The organism is Streptomyces sp. IMTB 2501 (assembly GCF_001953885.1).
In the GTDB taxonomy this organism is placed as follows: Bacteria; Actinomycetota; Actinomycetes; order Streptomycetales; family Streptomycetaceae; genus Streptomyces.
Genome location: NZ_MQUS01000008.1, coordinates 281,477 through 298,469 on the forward strand (window position 1 = coordinate 281,477; position 16,993 = coordinate 298,469).

A 16,993-nucleotide genomic window follows, 5' to 3' on the forward strand; every position below is an offset into this window, starting at 1 on the left:
GGTTGACACCGCAGGCGCTCTTGCCCGCCCCGAGCGGCCCGCGTACACCGGACCGCACGGGACCGTCGTCTTGACGTTCGACGCCGTACCGCGACGCGCCACGAAGTACCACTTGGTACGACGATGTACCACGATGTACCACGACGTACCACTACGTTCAGCGGAGAACGACGAACGGGGAAGTGATGCGCAGCAAGAGCAGCACCATCCGGACATACAGGGCCGTCACCACACTCGCCGCACTGCTGGCCGGAGCCCTCGCGCTCAGCGCCTGCTCCAGCAGCGGCGACAAAAGCGGCGACAAGGAGAAGAGCAGCGGGGGGCAGACCCCGGCCGGCTCCACCGTCACCCTGCCGAAGCTGAACGGCGCCCATCTGGAGGTGGCCGCCGTATGGACCGGCGCCGAGCAGGACAACTTCAAGAAAGTCCTCGCCGAGTTCGAGAAGCGCACCGGCGCGACGGTCACTTTCGTGCCCGCCCAGGACCCGATCATCAACTTCCTCGGTTCGAAGATCGCGGGCGGTCAGCCGCCGGACGTGGCGATGCTGCCGCAGCCCGGCGCCATCAAGCAGGCCGTGCGGCAGAAGTGGGCCAAGCCGCTCGGCCCGGACGCCCTGAAGGAGCTGCAGCAGAACTACTCGCAGGGCTGGCAGGACATCGGCAAGGTCGACGGCAAGCAGTACGGCGTCTACTACAAGGCCGCCAACAAGTCGCTGATCTGGTACAACGCCAAGGTCTTCGCGAACGCGGGCGCCCAGGAGCCGAAGACCTGGAAGGACCTGCTGACGGCGGCGCAGGCGGTGTACGACTCCGGGGTCACGCCGTTCTCGGTGCCGGGCGCGGACGGCTGGCCGCTGACGGACTGGTTCGAGAACGTGTATCTGTCCCAGGCGGGGCCCGAGAAGTACGACCAGCTCACCCAGCACAAGATCAAGTGGACGGATCCCTCGGTCAAGCAGGCGCTCACGACGCTCGCCCAGATCTGGGGCAAGAAGGACTTTCTGGCGGGCGGTCAGGACGGCGCGCTGCAGACCGAGTTCCCGGCCTCGGTCACCCAGACCTTCACCGGTGGCGACCAGCCGAAGGCCGCGATGGTCTACGAGGGCGACTTCGTGCAGGTCAACATCGCCGAGACCAAGGCGAAGGTGGGCACGGACGCGAAGGTGTTCCCGTTCCCGGCGGTCGGCTCCACCGCGCCCGTGGTCTCCGGCGGTGACGCGGCGGTGATCCTGAAGGACTCCAAGGCCGCGCAGGCTCTGGCCACCTTCCTCGCCTCCCCGGACGCGGCGACGATCCAGGCGAAGCTCGGCGGCTATCTCTCGCCGAACAAGAACGTGCCGATCTCGGCATACCCGAACGCGGTGCAGCAGAAGATCGCCAAGGCGCTGATCGCGTCCGGTGACGACTTCCGCTTCGACATGTCCGACCAGGCCCCGCAGGCCTTCGGCGGCACCCCGGGCAAGGGCGAGTGGAAGGACCTTCAGGACTTCCTGAAGAACCCGGCGGATGTGGCGGGCGCGCAGGCGAAGCTGGAGAAGGACGCGGCGGCCGCGTACGGAAGCGGGAGCTGATCCGGCGATGGCGTCGGCAGCGGCGGCCGGGACCCCACCGGGCCCGGCCGCACCCCGCAGTCGCAGGAGCGTGACCGGCACCCGGAAGACCGTGGCAGCACTGTTCCTGCTGCCCGCCCTGGTGCTGCTCGGCGCGCTCGTGGTCTACCCGATCGGGTACTCGCTCATCCGCAGCTTCTACAACGCCTCCGGCGACGGTTTCGCCGGCGTCGACAACTACAAGACCCTCTTCACGGACGACGGGATCCGCACCGCCCTGAAGAACAACGTCATCTGGGTGGTGTTCGCGCCCATGGTCTCCACCGCGCTCGGTCTGATCTTCGCGGTGCTGACCGAACGGGTGCGGTGGGGAACGGCGTTCAAGCTGGTCGTCTTCATGCCGATGGCGATCTCGATGCTGGCGGCCGGGATCATCTTCCGGCTGGTGTACGACCAGGATCCGCACAGGGGCGTCGCGAACGCGGTGTGGGTGGGTGTCCACGACACCTTCGCGCAGTCGTCGGCGTTCCCGAAGGCCCACCCGGGCCGCGAGTCGCCCCTCGTCGCGCAGAACGGCGGCTTCATCACCAGGGCCACCGTGCACGCCGGCCGGACCGTCACCCTTCCCCTCGTCGGCGTCGCCCCCGATCAGATGCCGGGCAGCGCGAAGAAGGCCGTGGCGGCCGAGCCGGAGCCCGGGAAGATCACCGGCACCACCTGGCAGGACTTCACGCGCGGCAAGGGCGTGGGGCGGCTCGGCGTGCCCGATCCGTCCGAGCTGGGCTATGCCGGGATGCGGATCGAGGCGGTGAAGGACGGCAAGGTGGTCGCCGCCACCAAGGCGGCCGACGACGGCACCTTCACGCTGCCCGCGTCCGCCGACGGGGCACGACTGCGGCTTCCCGCGAGCAACTTCAGGGCGCCGTACAACGGTGTCGAGTGGCTCGGCCCTTCGCTGGTCACCCCGGCGGTCATCGGGGCGTATGTATGGATGTGGGCAGGTTTCGCGATGGTACTGATCGCGGCCGGGCTCGCGAGTGTGCCCCGGGAACTGCTGGAGGCGGCGCGGGTGGACGGCGCGAACGAGTGGCAGGTGTTCCGCAAGGTCACCGTGCCGCTGCTCGCGCCGGTCCTCGCGGTGGTCACCGTCACGCTGATGATCAACGTGCTGAAGGTGTTCGACCTCGTCTACATCATCGCGCCGGGCTCCTCCCAGGCCGACGCGAACGTGCTCGCGCTGGAGCTGTACCGCAAGGGCTTCGCGGAGGGCCAGCCAGGCGTCGCGAGCGCGATCGCGGTGCTGTTGCTGGTGCTGGTGATCCCCGTGGTGCTGTTCAACGTCCGCCGGCTGAGGCGGGAGGTCAGGCGATGACGGCACGACGCCCACGCATCGGCTGGAGGGCCGGGAGTTACCCCCCGGACGAAAACAACAACGTTCGCCGGCTGAAGCGGGAGGGCAAGCGATGACGGCACGACGCCCACGCATCGGCTGGAGGGCCGGGAGTTACCCCCCGGACGAAAACAACAACGTTCGCCGGCTCAGGCGGGAGGTGCGGCGATGACGGCGGCCGCCGGGAACGTCACGGAAGTCGGCCCCGTCCAGGCGGTGAAGGCGCGGCAGTCGCTCGGTGCGAGGATCGCCGAGAGGCTGAGCGGCGGTCTGGTCCGGGTGTTCCTGATCGTCGTGGGCCTGTTCTGGCTGGTGCCGACGGTCGGTCTGCTCATCTCCTCGCTGCGCTCGCCGGAGGACATGAGCGCGAGCGGCTGGTGGAAGGTGTTCACCAAGCCGTCCCAACTGACTTTCGACAGCTATCAGAAGCTTCTCGAGAACGGCGACATCACCCATTCCCTCTGGAACACCGTGCTGATCACGGTCCCGGCGACGGTGCTGGTCGTCGTGGTCGGCTCGCTCGCGGGCTACGCGTTCGCGTGGATGGAGTTCCCGGGCCGGGACTGGTGGTTCCTGGGCGTGGTGAGTCTGCTGGTGGTGCCGGTGCAGGTGGCGCTGATCCCGATCGCCGAACTGTTCGGCAAGATCGGCCTGTTCGGGACGATCCTCGGGGTTATCCTGTTCCACACCGGCTTCGGGCTGCCGTTCGCGGTGTTCCTGCTGCGGAACTTCTTCGCGGAGATCCCGCGCGAGCTGCTGGAGGCGGCCCGGCTCGACGGCGCCGGTGAACTGCGGCTGTTCGCACGGGTGGTGATGCCGCTCGGCGGGCCGGCGATCGCGAGCCTCGGCATCTTCCAGTTCCTGTGGGTGTGGAACGACATGCTGGTCGCGCTGGTGTTCACCAAGTCGGGCACCCAGCCGATCACGGTCGCGCTGCAGACACAGGTACGGCAGTTCGGCAACAACATCGACGTGCTGGCGCCCGGCGCGTTCATCTCCATGGTGATCCCGCTGGCCGTGTTCTTCGCGTTCCAGCGGCAGTTCGTGTCCGGGGTGATGGCGGGCGCGGTCAAATAGCCGTCCGTCACACAGCCGCGCTCTTCCAGCGCTCTTTCGGCGCTCTTCCGGGGGCGGGCCGCACATGGCCCGCCCTTTCGCGTTCCCCCGGTGTCCCCCACATGCCGTAAGGGACCGTAACCAATTCACTCCATCGGCCGTTCCCGGTCAAAGTCCCCGCGCCGACCGACGACCCATGGATGCCCCTTGCCCAGGTTCAGTGTCATTGTCCCCGCGTACAAGGTCCAGGCGTATCTCTCCGAGTGCCTGGACTCGGTACTCGGGCAGTCGTATCCCGATCTGGAACTGATCGCCGTGGACGACTGCTCCCCGGATGCCTGCGGCGCGATCATCGACGAGTACGCGGCCCGTGACGCGCGCGTGCGGGCCGTGCACCGGGCCACGAACCAGGGGCTCGGCCGGGCCAGGAACGCGGGGATGGCCGAGGCGAGCGGCGACTATCTGGTCTTCCTGGACAGCGACGACACGCTCGCCCCGGACGCGCTGCACGCGATCGCCGACCGGATCAAGGAGTCCGGCGAGCCGGACGTCCTGATGTACGACTACGCGCGCGCCTACTGGGACGGCCGGGAGGTGCGCGACCATCTCGCGGCCCAGCTGACCGAGCAGGGCCCGGCGCCGTTCCGCCTGGAGGACCGGCCGGGGCTGCTCAGGGTGCTGATGGTCGCGTGGAACAAGGCCTACCGGCGGGAGTTCGTCGAGGAGCACGGCTTCGCCTTCCCGCCGGGCTACTACGAGGACACCCCCTGGACCTTCCCGGTGCTGATGACGGCGGGGTCGATCGCCACCCTGGACCGGGTGTGCGTGCGCTACCGGCAGCGCCGGCAGGGCAGCATCCTCGGCAGCACCAGCCCTCAGCACTTCGATCTGTTCGAGCAGTACGACCGGGTGTTCGCGTATGTCGAGCAGTACCCCGAACTGGCGCGATGGCGGCCGGAGTTGTTCCGCGCCATGGTCGACCACTGTGCGACGGTGTTCACGAACGGGAGCCGGCTGCCGCGCGGGAGCCACGGTGAGTTCCTGCGCCGGGCGCGCGCCCACTACCGCCGCTACCGCGTCCCGGGAACCCGGATGCGGCGACGGAACATCCTGGTCCGCTTCGGCCTGCACCGCACCTTCCGGGCGCTGCAGCTGGCCTCGGCCGTTGCCCGGCGCACGCTGAAGGCGGTGGTGAAGCTGGCCCGCGCCGTGCGCACCGGCGCGCTGCGGCTGCACTACCGGATCCAGCTGCGGCTCCCCGTCCGCGCCGACCGGGCGGTGTTCAGCGCCGGTGCGGGCCGCGGTCACGGCGGCGATCCGGGCGCCCTGGAGGAGGCGTTCCGCACCCATGCCCCGCATGTGCGGACCGCGTGGATCGCCCGGCCCGAGCACCAGCACACGGTCCCGCCCGGCCCGCGCCGGCTGCGGCCCGGCACCGCCGCCTACTGGACGGCGCTGGCCCGCTCCAAGTACCTGGTCACCGACGACGTCCTGGACCGGCGGCTGCGCAAGCGGCGCGAGCAGATCGTGATCCAGACCCGGCAGGGCACCCCGCTCAAGCACATGGGCCTTGACCTGCAGGAACACCCGGCGGCGGCCTGCGGCACCGACTTCGCGGAGCTGCTGCGCGGGGTCGATCAGTGGGACCTCGTCCTGTCCGGCAACCGGCACTCGACCCTGACCTGGGAGCGGGTCTTCCCGGGCCGCTACACGACGCTGGAGTACGGCGCCCCGCGCAACGACGTCTTCCAGCAGGCGAGTTCGGCGGACGTGGCCCGGCTGCGCGGGTTGCTGGGCATTCCCGAGGGCGCGGTCGTGATCCTGTACGCGCCGACCTTCCGCGACCATCAGCGCACCCAGCTCCCGCTGCTGGACCTGGACCGGATCGCGCGCCGTCTCGGCCCGCGCTTCGTGATCCTGGCCCGCCCCCACCCGGTGCACGGCGGCCCGCTCGGCACGGGCACCCGGGTCATCGACGTGGGCGGCCATCCGAGCGTGGAATCCCTCTGTCTGGCCTCGGACGCCCTCCTCACCGACTACTCGTCGCTCATGTTCGACTACGTCGGCCTGGACCGGCCGATCGTGGTGCACACCGGCGACTGGCAGGCCTACCGGGCGGCCCGCGGAACCTACTTCGACCTGCGTGCCTTCCCGCCGGGCGCGGTCGCGCGCACCGAGGACGAGCTGATCGACATCTTCGCGACCGGCCACTGGCGCGGCTCGCGCTCGGCGCAGCTGCGGGCGGCGTTCCGCGAGCGGTTCTGCCCGTACGACGACGGACGCGCCGCCGAGCGGGTCGTACGGCATGTGGTGCTCGGCGAGCACGGTCTGCCGTCGGTCGTGCCGCTCGCGGAGCGCACCCCGGCGCCGTCGGCCTGCGCACGCTCCCCGCTGGCCACCGTGCCGCGACCTTCCGGTTCCTTCCCCGTCACCGAGAGGGGATGAACACCGTTGATCTCTCCGGAAGTCCCCCTGCGCCTCGGCTCGACGCGGCCCACCCCGAGCCGGCCGTCCACCTGGCGTCCGGCGGGACGGCCCGGCCGCGTGCCCGGCCGCGTGCCCGGCCGGGTGCCCGGCCGGGTGCGCAAGACGAAAGAAAGTACAGAACGGCCCGCTTCAGCGTCCCCTCCCAGGGGATGGCCGCCCGGCTGTCCCTGACACGGGACTCGGTTCCCGGCCAGCCCTTCGGCGATCTGCGGCACCGCGCTTCGGGGGACGTGTGCCTGGCCGCCGACGCGCTGGTCACCGACTGCTCGTCGATCATGTCCGACTACGCCGACCTGGATCGGCCGATCGTCGTGTACGCCGACGACTGGGACATCTACCGGGAGACGCGGGGCGTCTACTTCGACCTGGTGGCCGAGCCGCCCGGCCCGGTGGCGCGCGCCCCTCAGGAGCTGGCGGCCGTCTTCCGGGACGGCTCGTACGCGGGCGCGGAGGCGACGGCTCCGCGGCCGCGTTCCGGGAGCGGTTCCGCGAGTTCGACGACGGCCGGGCCGCCGAGCGGGTCGTACGGACGCTGCTGGGCGAGCCGATGCCGGAGCCGGGCGCGGTACGGATCCCGGCGCAGGCGGCCGAGCGGGACGCGCTGACGTCGGCGTGGGGCGGACGGAAACGCGCGGGTGCCGGTCCCTGCCGAAGGGGACCGGCACCCGGGTGAGTCCCTCGGTCGGTTACTCGACGACCAGGTCGACGTCGATGTTGCCGCGGGTGGCGTTGGAGTAGGGGCAGACCTGGTGGGCGGTCTCGACCAGCTTGCGGCCGGTCTCCTGGTCCAGGTTGTCGGGCAGCTCGACGCGCAGCGTCACCTTCAGCCCGAAGCCCTCGCCCTGCTTGCCGATGCCGACCTCGGCGGTCACCGCCGCGTCGCTGACATCCACCTTCGCCTGCCGGCCGACGAGGCCGAGGGCACTGCCGAAGCAGGCGGCGTATCCGGCGGCGAAGAGCTGCTCGGGGTTGGTGCCCTCGCCGTTGCCGCCAAGCTCCACCGGCGGAGCCAGCTTCAGGTCGATCTTGCCGTCGGAGGAGACGGCGCGGCCGTCCCGGCCGTGGGTGGCGGTGGCGACTGCGGTGTAGAGCGCGTCCATGGTGACCCGTCCTTCTCGATGTTCTCGATGCGGTGTCCGTTGCGAGCTTGCGAGTACAAGTAGAGCACACAATTAAGTTGTGCACAACTAAATGGACCACAAGAGCTACCCTGGACCCATGACCGCCTTGCCCTCCTCGCCCTCGCCCTCGCCCTCCGCCGACGCCGACTGGCTCCGCCTGGACCGCCAGATCTGCTTCTCGCTGCACGCCGCGTCCCGCGCGTTCAACGGCGTCTACCGCGTGATCCTCAAGGACCTCGGGCTCACCTACCCGCAGTACCTGGTGATGCTGGTGCTCTGGGAACAGGACGAGCTGCCCGTCAAGGCGCTCGGCGAGCATCTGCGACTCGACTCCGGCACGTTGTCTCCGCTGGTCAAGCGGCTGGAGGGGGCCGGCCTGGTGCGCCGGGAGCGCAGCGCGCAGGACGAGCGCTCGGTGCGGGTCCGGCTCACCGAGGAGGGCGCCGCGCTGCGCGAGCGGGCCCTTCAGGTCCCGCGCCGCATCATGGGCGCGACCGGCTTCGACCTGGAGGAGATCGCCGGCCTGCGTGAACGCCTCGACCAGCTCACGACGGCACTGGACGCGGCGGCGGTGGCGGAAGCGGGGCGCTGAGCGGGCCGGCCGACGCGGGCGCGGGACGCGCGGGCGGGGGACCGACTGCGAGCGGACCGGCGGGGAGTGGACCGGCGGGGAGTGGGTTGCGGACGTACAGCCGTACGGCCGTCCCGTCCCGAAGGATCGGCTCCTGCCCGGTGAAATCCCTTTTCAGCACGGCGAGTTCGGCGCGGTCGACGGGACTGCGCGGGGTCCGGTGCCCGGCGAGCAGATCCTGGTCCGCCACGGCCCACACCCGGTCCAGCCGCCCCAGCCGCCGCCGTACCTCACGCGGCCCGGCCTCGCGCCCGTACAGGGTCCCCGACTCGGCCGGCCCCGCCACCAGGACCACATCCCGCACCCCGCGGAACGCCCGCGGATAGGCGAGGGCCACATTCCGCACATGGTCCGGCAGAAACACCACCGCGTCCCCACCCCCCAGCTCCCGCCCCACCACTCGCGAAACGGCCCCCAGATCATCGGCCCGGGTCCCGGGGTCCCGATCGGCCCGGAGAAGCGGCAGCTGATGCAGAAAGCCGAGCACGACGGCGAGAACACCGGTGAGGGTGACGAGAGGGGGCTGTGGGAGGAGGTGCGACTGGGGGTGCCCTTCCGGCATGGCGCGCACACGGCGACCACCGAGCCGCATCCACACCAGTGCCCCCGCCACCCGCTCGGCACCCGCCGCCACCATCAACGGCGCCCCGCTCAACGCGTACAGCACATACCGGTCGACATACAGCGGCGAGACCTGGGACACCAGCATCAGCACCGCAGGGGGGACCACCGTCAACGGCAACGCCACCCCTGCAAGGGTGACTTCCCCCCGCCGCCCCACCAACCCCGCCAGCCCCACCAAGGCCAGCGCCAGAGACACCTCGTACACCCCACCCGCAGGCCCGAGAAACCCCCGCACCAGCCCTTCCGCCGTATCCGCGGTAGGCCTCCGCAGCCACGCCACCTGCGCCGCCTGCCCCCGCGACACGAACACCATCGGCAGCAGCGAGACCACGACCCCGCCCGCCGCACACCCCCAGCGCCGCCGCACCGGCGCCCCCACCCGGGCCAGCGCCAGCGAGCCCGCATGGGCGCACAGCAGCAGCACCGCGAACTCGTGCAGCCAGCAGGTGAGGCCGAGGACCGCGCCGTACGCCCACCAGTCCCGCCGGGAACCCCCCTGCACGGCCCGTACGAACAGCAGCGTCGCACCCGTGGCCCCGGCCGCGACCAGGGCGTACGAGCGGCCCTCCTGCGCATAGTGGCCGGCCATCGGCGCACCGGCGTAGAGCAGCCCGGCCCACAGCCCGACGCGCGGCCGGGCCAGCCGGGTGCCGAGCGCCGCCACCAGCCCCGCCGTCACCGCCGCCGCGCACACCGACGGCAGCCGCAGCACGACCTCGCCGGGGTGCACGGCGAGGACGGCGTGCATGAGCAGGTAGTACAGACCGTGCACGGCGTCCACGTCGTGCAGCAGCCGCCAGATCTGCGGCACCGTACGCCGCCCGACCTGGAAGCTGACGGCCTCGTCCCGCCACATCCCGTCCCGGTCGAGCCCCCAGAGCCCGACCGCGAGCATCACCAGGGCGGGCACACCCACGGCGACCCGGCGCCGTATCCGGGCCCGTCGCCCCTCCGGCACATGCGTCGCCCCACCGGCCGGTACGACGCCTGCCGTTGCGACCACCCTGCGCGACTGCGGTTTCGGAGGAAACCCGACGTTCACCACGGCCCGTTCTTTTACGATTAACCAATCTTTTAACGGCTATTGCGGCGTATCGAAATCGAGACCGCATCCGCGCCGCTTAGGCTCCCATGCGATGAACCGTCTCCGTGTCACCTCCGGTCCGGTCCCCGCCCTCGCAGCTCTCTGGCTCACCACGCGTGGCCTGATGCTGTGGCTGCTCCTCCACGACAGCCCCGCGCTGCTCGGCGGCGGTTCGGTGGCGGGTGAGGTGTCACGGCTGTACGCCTCCTGGTACGACATCCTCGTACACGGTTCCTTCCCGACGCACGACACCCTGTGGCAGTACCCGCCGGGCGCGGGCGCGGTGCTGCTGACGCCGGGCCTGCTGCCGTGGCTGACGTACTTCCGGGCGTTCGTGGTGCTCACGCTGGCCACCGACGCGCTGGTGACGGCGGCCCTGGTGCGCGTGGGCAGGCGGCCCGGGCGCAGCCTGCTCGGCGCGGCCCTGTGGACGGCCGGTCTGCCGCTGCTGCTGCACATCCCGCTCGCCCGCTACGACATCCAGGTCACCGCCCTGGCCGTGCTCTCCCTGCTGGCGCTCCGCCGCTCGCCGCGCGCGGGCGGGGTGCTCGCGGCGCTGGGCGCGATGGTGAAGGTGTGGCCGGCGCTGGTGCTGCTGGGCACACCCCGGGGGCGGGCGACGCGCGGGGCGTGGGGGTGGGCGGCCGGCGCCGGGTTCGCCACGCTCGCCTTCTTCGCCGTGTCGTTCGAGCATCCGCTGTCCTTTCTGCGGGAGCAGGGCGGACGCGGGGTACAGATCGAGTCACTCGGCGGTACGGCGCTGAGCCTGGCGCGGCACGCCGGATGGTCGGGCGAGCCGCGCTTCCAGTACGGCGCCGTCGAACTGGTCGGCCCGCATGTGCGCGCCGTCGCCACCGCCTGCCTGGTGCTGACGGCCGTCTCCTTCGCGCTGCTGGTGCTGTGGCGGGTGCGGGCGCGGCGCTGGAGCGAGGCCACGCCGTTCGACGCGGCGCTGTGCGCGGTGCTGCTGTTCACGGTCACCAGCCGGGTGATCAGCCCGCAGTACATGATCTGGCTGGTCGGTCTGGCCGCCGTGTGCGTGACCTCGCGGCACACCAGCCAGCGGCCGGTCGCGGCGCTGGTCCTGGCGACGACCGCGCTGACCACGCTGGAGTTCCCGCTGCGCTACGGCGATGTGATCGACGGCACTTGGACGGGCTGCCTGCTGATGCTGGCGCGCAACGGGATCCTGGCTGCCGCGGCCGTGCTGTCGTTCGTCCGGTTGTGGCGAGCGACACGGCCGGATGGAGAGACCGTGCCGGCGACGGAACCCCGACCCGGTTCTGACCGTCTTCTGGATCAGGCGCTGAGCCTCTCTTAACAACGCATGAGGAATACTCTTACCAACGTATTATCGAGTATTTCTACGCTCCCGGCCCGTGGACCCGATGCGACCAGACCCGTCCGACACACCCGACACACCCGGCACACCCCATACAGCAGGCACCGCCGAATCGACCTCCGATCCGGCGGGCACCGCCGAGCCGCCGCGCGCGGCGCAGGTCGGTGTCGTCGTCATCGGCTACAACGACCGCGCCCATGTGGGCGACGCCGTGCGTTCGGCGCTGGCCCAGGGGCAGGCGGTCGCCGAGGTCGTCGCCGTGGACGACTGCTCCACGGACGGCAGCGCCGAGCTGCTGGACCGGCTGGCAGAAGACGAGCCCCGGCTGCGGGTGGTGCGCCGGGAAGTGAACAGCGGCGGCTGCGGCAGCCCTCGCAACACCGGGATCGACACGCTGACGACGCCGTACGTGATGTTCCTGGACAGCGACGACGTGCTGCCGCCCGGTGCCGTGGACGCGCTGCTGGCGGCGGCCACGGGGGCGCACGCCGAGGTCGCGAGCGGGCTGTGCGTGCGCCGCGAGCTGCCCTCGGGGCGTGAACAGCCCTGGCAGGAGCCCCTCTACACGGCACACACGGTCCTCGCGCGCCCCTCCGAGCACCCGCGCCTGGTCCACGACACGCTGTGCGTCAACAAGCTGTACCGCACCGACTTCCTGCGCGAACACGGTATCCGCTTCCCCGACGGCCGCTTCCTCTACGAGGACATCGTCTTCACCGCGCGTGTGCTGGCCGCCGGTCCGCGCATGGCACTCGTACCGGACCGCGTGTATCTGTGGCATGTGCGCCGGTCCGCCGAGCAGTTGTCGCTCTCGCTGGACCGGGACCGCATCGACAACTGGAAGGCGCGCGTCGAGGCGTGCACGCTGGCGTACGACATTCTGCTGAGCGCCGGGCAGAAGGAGCTGGCGCGGGCGGTGCGGGCCAAGTTCCTCGATCACGAGGTGCGGATGTACACGCGCGAGCTGGGGTTGCGCGACGCGCACTATCAGCGCGCGTGGTGGGCGCACACCCAGGAGTACCTCGCGCACTATGACGCCGCCGACTGGGAGCTGAATCCGAGCGCCCCGGGCCGGCTGCTCGCGCGGGTCGTCCTGGAGTCGCCCGAGCCCCGCGACCTGCCCCGCATGCGTGAACTGGCCGCGCGCTCGGCGCGCCTCCTGCCGCCCTACGCCCGCACCCCCGACGGCCTCCCCGTCTGGTCCGAGGACCTCCCCCAGGTCACCCTCACGCCGCTCCTGACCCGCCCGATCGCCAAGCTCCCGCTCGCCTTCGAGGCAGAACTGCAGCCACGCGCGCGTGCCTCGCGTCTGCTCCTGCGGCTGCACGAGATGTACGGCAGGGTGGCGGAGGCGGAACCGCGCGAGGTGGACGTGAAGTGGCAGTCCCGGGACGATGAGCGCACACGCGGGCGCACGACGGTCCCGCTCACGCCCTCCGGCCCGGAGACGGACCCGGTCAGCTGGTCGGCCGACCTGGCCGTCGACCTGGACGCGCTCGGCGCGGGCACCTGGGACCTGCTGCTGACCGTACGCTTTGCGGACAAGACGCAGCGGGACGTCACGGCGCACGCCCTGACGGGCGCCGGCCGGCTCAGCAGGCGCGCCGTCCCGAGCGTCCGGCACGGCGTGCTCCTGGTACAGCCCTATGCCACGCACTCCGGCGCACTCGCCGTGCGCGTGGCGAGCGGCGTGCGCGGGGTGGTACAGGTGGCACGCAGCCGGCTGCGCCGACTGCTGCACTGAGAGAGCCCCGCTTCACTGACACACGGGGACCGACTGACGAGGAGACGGGCCGCACAATGACCTGGCTGATCACCGGCGGTGCCGGATACATCGGGGCACACGTCGTACGGGCGATGACCGAGGCGGGAGAGCGCACGGTCGTCTACGACGACCTGTCCACGGGCGTCGCCGAACGCGTACCGGCACAGGTCCCGCTGGTGCGGGGCTCGGTCCTGGACGCCGACCTGGTGGCCCGCACGCTCGCCGAGCACGAGATCAGCGGGGTCGTGCACCTGGCGGCGAAGAAGCAGGTGGGCGAGTCGGTGGAGCGCCCGCTGCACTACTACCGGGAGAACGTGGAGGGTCTGCGCACCCTCCTGGACGCGGTGACGCAGGCGGAGGTCCCGTCCTTCCTCTTCTCCTCCTCGGCGGCGGTCTACGGCATGCCGGACGTCGACCTGGTGACGGAGGAGACCCCCTGCGAACCGATGTCCCCTTACGGCGAGACGAAGCTGGCCGGCGAGTGGCTGGTCCGGGCGACGGGCAAGGCGACCGGCCTGTCGACCGCGTCGCTGCGCTACTTCAACGTGGCCGGCGCGGCGAGCCCGGAACTGGCCGACACGGGCGTGTTCAACCTGATCCCGATGGTCTTCGAGAAGCTCACCGAGGGCGCGGCGCCGCGCATCTTCGGCGACGACTACGCGACGCCGGACGGCACCTGTGTGCGCGACTACATCCACGTGGTCGACCTGGCCGAGGCCCATGTCGCCGTCGCCCGCGCGCTGGCCTCCTCCCCCGGCACCGACCTGACTCTCAACATCGGCCGGGGCGAGGGCGTCTCCGTGCGCGAGATGATCGACCGCATCAACGCGGTCACCGGCTACGACCGCCCGCCGGCCGTCACCCCGCGCCGCCCCGGCGACCCCGCGCGCGTCGTCGCCTCGGCCGACCGCATCGCCACCGAGCTGGGCTGGCAGGCCAAGTACGACGTCCAGGACATGATCACCTCGGCCTGGGAGGGCTGGCTCCACCGCCACCCGGAGGCGGCCCGCTCGTAAGGGGCCGCACCGATGGACGGGCCTCTGGCAGAGGCCCGTCCACAGGCCATCCGTGACTGAACACACAGTCCCCCACACCCCTTGGGCAACCCCAGCACCATCGCCCCAGCAGCACCACCGCGGCGGCACGGGTGGGCACAACGGAGCTCGGCACCCCGGAGGCGGCCCGCTCCTAGGCCGCACCGATGGACGGGCCTCTCAAGAGGCTCGTCTGCCGGTCATCCGTGGCTGATCGCACAGTCCCCCGCACCCCTTGGGCAACTCCAGCACCACCAGGGCGGCACGGGTGGGCGCAGTGGTGCTCGGCGAGCGCCCGCAAGCGACACGCGCCCGCCCTGCCACAGCACCGCGCGGCCCTCACAGCGCCTTGAGCGCCCCCGCCGTGGCCCTGGCCAGGTTCTCCAGGTACCCCTTGGGCAGCTTCGGGGAGCGGATCACGACCGCGCGCCAGTACAGGGGACCCGAGATCAGGTCGAGCGCGAGGTCGGGATCCACACCCGCTCGCACCTCCCCCCGCGCCTCCGCCGCCGCCACGATCTTGCTGGCCACGCCCTCCTGACCGTCCCGCAGGGCCTTCTGGAAGGCGTCGGCGATGTCGGGGTTGCGGGCCGCCTCCGCCTGCAGGTCGGGGATGATCTGCGAGGCGACCGGGTGGCGCAGGGCGCGGGACGTGACCTCGTAGAGCAGGCGCAGGTCGCCTTCCAGGGAGCCCGTGTCAGGGACCGGAAGGCCCAAGACCGCCATCGCCGAGACGACATCCAGGACGAGGTGCAACTTGGAGCGCCAGCGCCGGTACACCGCCGTCTTGCCGACACCCGCCCGCCGCGCAATGCCCTCGATGGACATCCGGGCGTAGCCGACCGCCGCGAGTTCCTCGAAGACCGCACCCCGAATGGCTTCGGTCACATCCTCCCGGAGTACGGCGGCCCCCGCGGGGGTCCGGCGGCGCTGGGAAGTCCGCGGCTCGTCGGCGTTCGTCGTCATGACGCACAGCATAGGCCGTGACGACGATACGGTTGCGTTCCGACGTCGATTGGTTCTACGCTCACGTGGCGACGATACGGTCCCGTTCCGACGTAAGAGAACGTGAAGAGAAGCGTAAGGAAACGCGCGAAACGACGAAACGTCGGACCATGGACCACCGACGTGACCCGGCTGCCGGCCGGGCGCGGCACCCCCTCCCCCCGAGCGAAAGCAGCGGATGTGAGCCAGGTCCTCGACACACCGCCCCCCACCCAGGCTCCGGCCGACGATCTCGCGGCGCTGGCCGCCCGACACGGCCTGACGGTCAGCGGTGCCCGCCCGACGCTGCCCGAGTACGTCCGCCAGCTGTGGGCCCGGCGTCACTTCATCACCGCCTTCGCCACCGCCAAGCTCACCGCGCAGTACAGCGAGGCGAAGCTCGGCCAGATCTGGCAGGTCATGACCCCGCTGCTGAACGCGGCGGTCTACTACTTCATCTTCGGTGTGCTGATGGGCACCAAGAAGGGCGTCCCGGACTACATCCCGTTCCTGGTCACCGGCGTGTTCGTCTGGACGTTCACGCAGAGTTCGATCCAGGTCGGCACCCGGGCGATCTCCGGCAACCTCGGCCTGGTGCGCGCCCTGCACTTCCCGCGCGCCGCCCTGCCGATCTCCTTCTGCATCCAGCAGCTCCAGCAGCTGCTGTTCTCGATGGCCGCGCTGGTCGTCATCCTGCTCAGCCTGGGCGTGCCGATCTCCGTCTCCTGGCTGCTGGTGATCCCCGCACTGGTCCTCCAGTTCCTGTTCAACGCGGGCATGGCGATGATCATGGCGCGGATGGGCGCCAAGACCCCGGACATCGCCCAGCTGATGCCGTTCGTGCTGCGCACCTGGATGTACGTGTCCGGCGTGATGTGGAGCATCCACACGCTCACCAAGAAGGACCACCTGCCGCACATCGTCACGATCCTGCTGGAGACCAACCCGGCCGCGGTCTACATCGACCTCATGCGGTACGCGCTGATCGCCAGCTTCCATGCCAAGCAGCTGCCCCCTCACGTATGGTCCCTCGCCGTCGGCTGGGCCCTGGCCGCCGGCGTAGGCGGTTTCATCTACTTCTGGAAGGCTGAGGAGAAGTACGGCCGTGGCTGAGCAGACCGAAGAGAAGATCCCCACTGTCATCGTCGACAACGTCGACATCGTCTACCGGGTCCACGGAACCGGCGCCGGCCGCGGCTCCGCCACCGCCGCCCTCAACCGCATGCTGCGCCGCAAGCAGGCCGAGCAGGCCGCCGGCGTACGCAAGGTGCACGCCGTGAAGAAGGTCTCGTTCGTCGCCTACAAGGGCGAGGCGGTCGGCCTCATCGGCACCAACGGCTCCGGCAAGTCGACCCTGCTCAAGGCGGTCGCCGGCGTGCTCCCCGTGGAGAGCGGCCACATCTACACCGACGGCCAGCCCTCCCTGCTCGGCGTCAACGCGGCCCTGATGAACGACCTCACGGGTGAGCGCAACGTCTACCTCGGCGGCCTCGCCATGGGCATGTCGCGGGAGCAGGTCAGGGAGCGCTATCAGGACATCGTCGACTTCTCCGGGATCAACGAGAAGGGTGACTTCATCACCCTCCCGATGCGCACGTACTCCTCCGGCATGGCCGCCCGGCTGCGGTTCTCCATCGCCGCCGCCAAGGACCATGACGTCCTGCTCATCGACGAGGCCCTGGCCACGGGCGACCGCAGGTTCCAGATGCGCTCCGAGGAACGGATCCGCGAGCTGCGCGAGCAGGCGGGCACCGTCTTCCTGGTGAGCCACAACAACAAGTCGATCCGCGACACCTGCGAACGAACCCTGTGGCTGGAGCGCGGCGAGCTGCGCATGGACGGCCCCACGGAGGACGTCATGAAAGAGTACGAGGCCTTCACCGGCGACAAGAAGGGCGACGGCAAGAAGGCTGCCTAGCGCGACG

The 16,993-nt window shown here is 70.8% G+C and carries 13 protein-coding genes and 1 pseudogene; 11 read left to right on the top strand and 3 right to left on the bottom strand.

The window, feature by feature from the left end; all coding sequences use genetic code 11:
* Positions 1 to 185: 185 nt before the first annotated feature.
* The 5 genes and pseudogenes from AV521_RS16845 to AV521_RS16865 all read left to right on the top strand — a co-directional run.
* Positions 186 to 1,571: an ABC transporter substrate-binding protein gene (locus AV521_RS16845; protein WP_076089119.1), complete on the top strand. Its 1,386-nt coding sequence runs from the start codon at positions 186 to 188 to the stop codon at positions 1,569 to 1,571.
* Positions 1,572 to 1,578: 7 nt separating this feature from the next.
* Complete coding sequence (locus tag AV521_RS16850) at positions 1,579 to 2,922, top strand: carbohydrate ABC transporter permease (protein ID WP_079249271.1); 1,344 nt, start codon at positions 1,579 to 1,581, stop codon at positions 2,920 to 2,922.
* 186 nt (positions 2,923 to 3,108) lie between these two features.
* Positions 3,109 to 4,017: a carbohydrate ABC transporter permease gene (locus tag AV521_RS16855; protein ID WP_076089123.1), complete on the top strand. Its 909-nt coding sequence runs from the start codon at positions 3,109 to 3,111 to the stop codon at positions 4,015 to 4,017.
* A gap of 186 nt (positions 4,018 to 4,203) precedes the next feature.
* Positions 4,204 to 6,441, top strand: coding sequence for a bifunctional glycosyltransferase/CDP-glycerol:glycerophosphate glycerophosphotransferase (locus tag AV521_RS16860; protein ID WP_076089125.1), 2,238 nt, complete (start codon positions 4,204 to 4,206; stop codon positions 6,439 to 6,441).
* 254 nt (positions 6,442 to 6,695) lie between these two features.
* A pseudogene (locus AV521_RS16865) lies at positions 6,696 to 7,072 on the top strand (CDP-glycerol glycerophosphotransferase family protein); the annotation flags it as partial.
* A gap of 97 nt (positions 7,073 to 7,169) precedes the next feature.
* Here the strand turns inward: AV521_RS16865 and AV521_RS16870 are convergent.
* Positions 7,170 to 7,583: an organic hydroperoxide resistance protein gene (locus AV521_RS16870; RefSeq protein WP_076089127.1), complete on the bottom strand. Its 414-nt coding sequence runs from the start codon at positions 7,581 to 7,583 to the stop codon at positions 7,170 to 7,172.
* Positions 7,584 to 7,701: 118 nt separating this feature from the next.
* Here AV521_RS16870 and AV521_RS16875 point away from each other — a divergent pair, with 118 nt between their 5' ends.
* Complete coding sequence (locus AV521_RS16875; RefSeq protein ID WP_076089129.1) at positions 7,702 to 8,196, top strand: MarR family winged helix-turn-helix transcriptional regulator; 495 nt, start codon at positions 7,702 to 7,704, stop codon at positions 8,194 to 8,196.
* Here AV521_RS16875 and AV521_RS16880 read toward each other — a convergent pair.
* Positions 8,150 to 9,862 (bottom strand): glycosyltransferase family 39 protein, encoded by a 1,713-nt coding sequence (locus AV521_RS16880; protein ID WP_305965170.1) that lies wholly within the window; start codon positions 9,860 to 9,862, stop codon positions 8,150 to 8,152. The genes AV521_RS16875 and AV521_RS16880 overlap by 47 nt on opposite strands.
* A 133-nt stretch (positions 9,863 to 9,995) precedes the next feature.
* Between AV521_RS16880 and AV521_RS16885 the strand changes: the two genes are divergently transcribed.
* From AV521_RS16885 to galE, 3 genes are all read left to right on the top strand, one after another.
* Positions 9,996 to 11,264, top strand: a complete 1,269-nt coding sequence (locus AV521_RS16885) for a glycosyltransferase family 87 protein (RefSeq protein WP_076089133.1) — start codon at positions 9,996 to 9,998, stop codon at positions 11,262 to 11,264.
* A 67-nt stretch (positions 11,265 to 11,331) separates the two neighbouring features.
* Complete coding sequence (locus tag AV521_RS16890) at positions 11,332 to 13,029, top strand: glycosyltransferase family A protein (RefSeq protein WP_079249273.1); 1,698 nt, start codon at positions 11,332 to 11,334, stop codon at positions 13,027 to 13,029.
* 56 nt (positions 13,030 to 13,085) lie between these two features.
* Positions 13,086 to 14,066 carry a UDP-glucose 4-epimerase GalE gene (gene galE, locus AV521_RS16895; protein ID WP_076089136.1) on the top strand — a complete coding sequence of 327 codons (981 nt, stop codon included), beginning with the start codon at positions 13,086 to 13,088 and terminating at the stop codon, positions 14,064 to 14,066.
* Positions 14,067 to 14,423: 357 nt separating this feature from the next.
* On the opposite strand, the gene AV521_RS16900 is transcribed toward galE, so the two are convergent.
* Positions 14,424 to 15,050 carry a TetR/AcrR family transcriptional regulator gene (locus AV521_RS16900; RefSeq protein WP_076089217.1) on the bottom strand — a complete coding sequence of 209 codons (627 nt, stop codon included), beginning with the start codon at positions 15,048 to 15,050 and terminating at the stop codon, positions 14,424 to 14,426.
* A 219-nt stretch (positions 15,051 to 15,269) separates the two neighbouring features.
* On the opposite strand from AV521_RS16900, the gene AV521_RS16905 reads away from it, so the two are divergent.
* A complete protein-coding gene (locus AV521_RS16905) occupies positions 15,270 to 16,181 on the top strand; it encodes an ABC transporter permease (RefSeq protein ID WP_076089138.1) in 912 nt (303 codons plus the stop codon).
* Positions 16,174 to 16,986 (top strand): ABC transporter ATP-binding protein, encoded by an 813-nt coding sequence (locus tag AV521_RS16910; protein WP_076089140.1) that lies wholly within the window; start codon positions 16,174 to 16,176, stop codon positions 16,984 to 16,986. The genes AV521_RS16905 and AV521_RS16910 overlap by 8 nt, the downstream gene beginning before the upstream one ends.
* Positions 16,987 to 16,993: the final 7 nt, after the last annotated feature.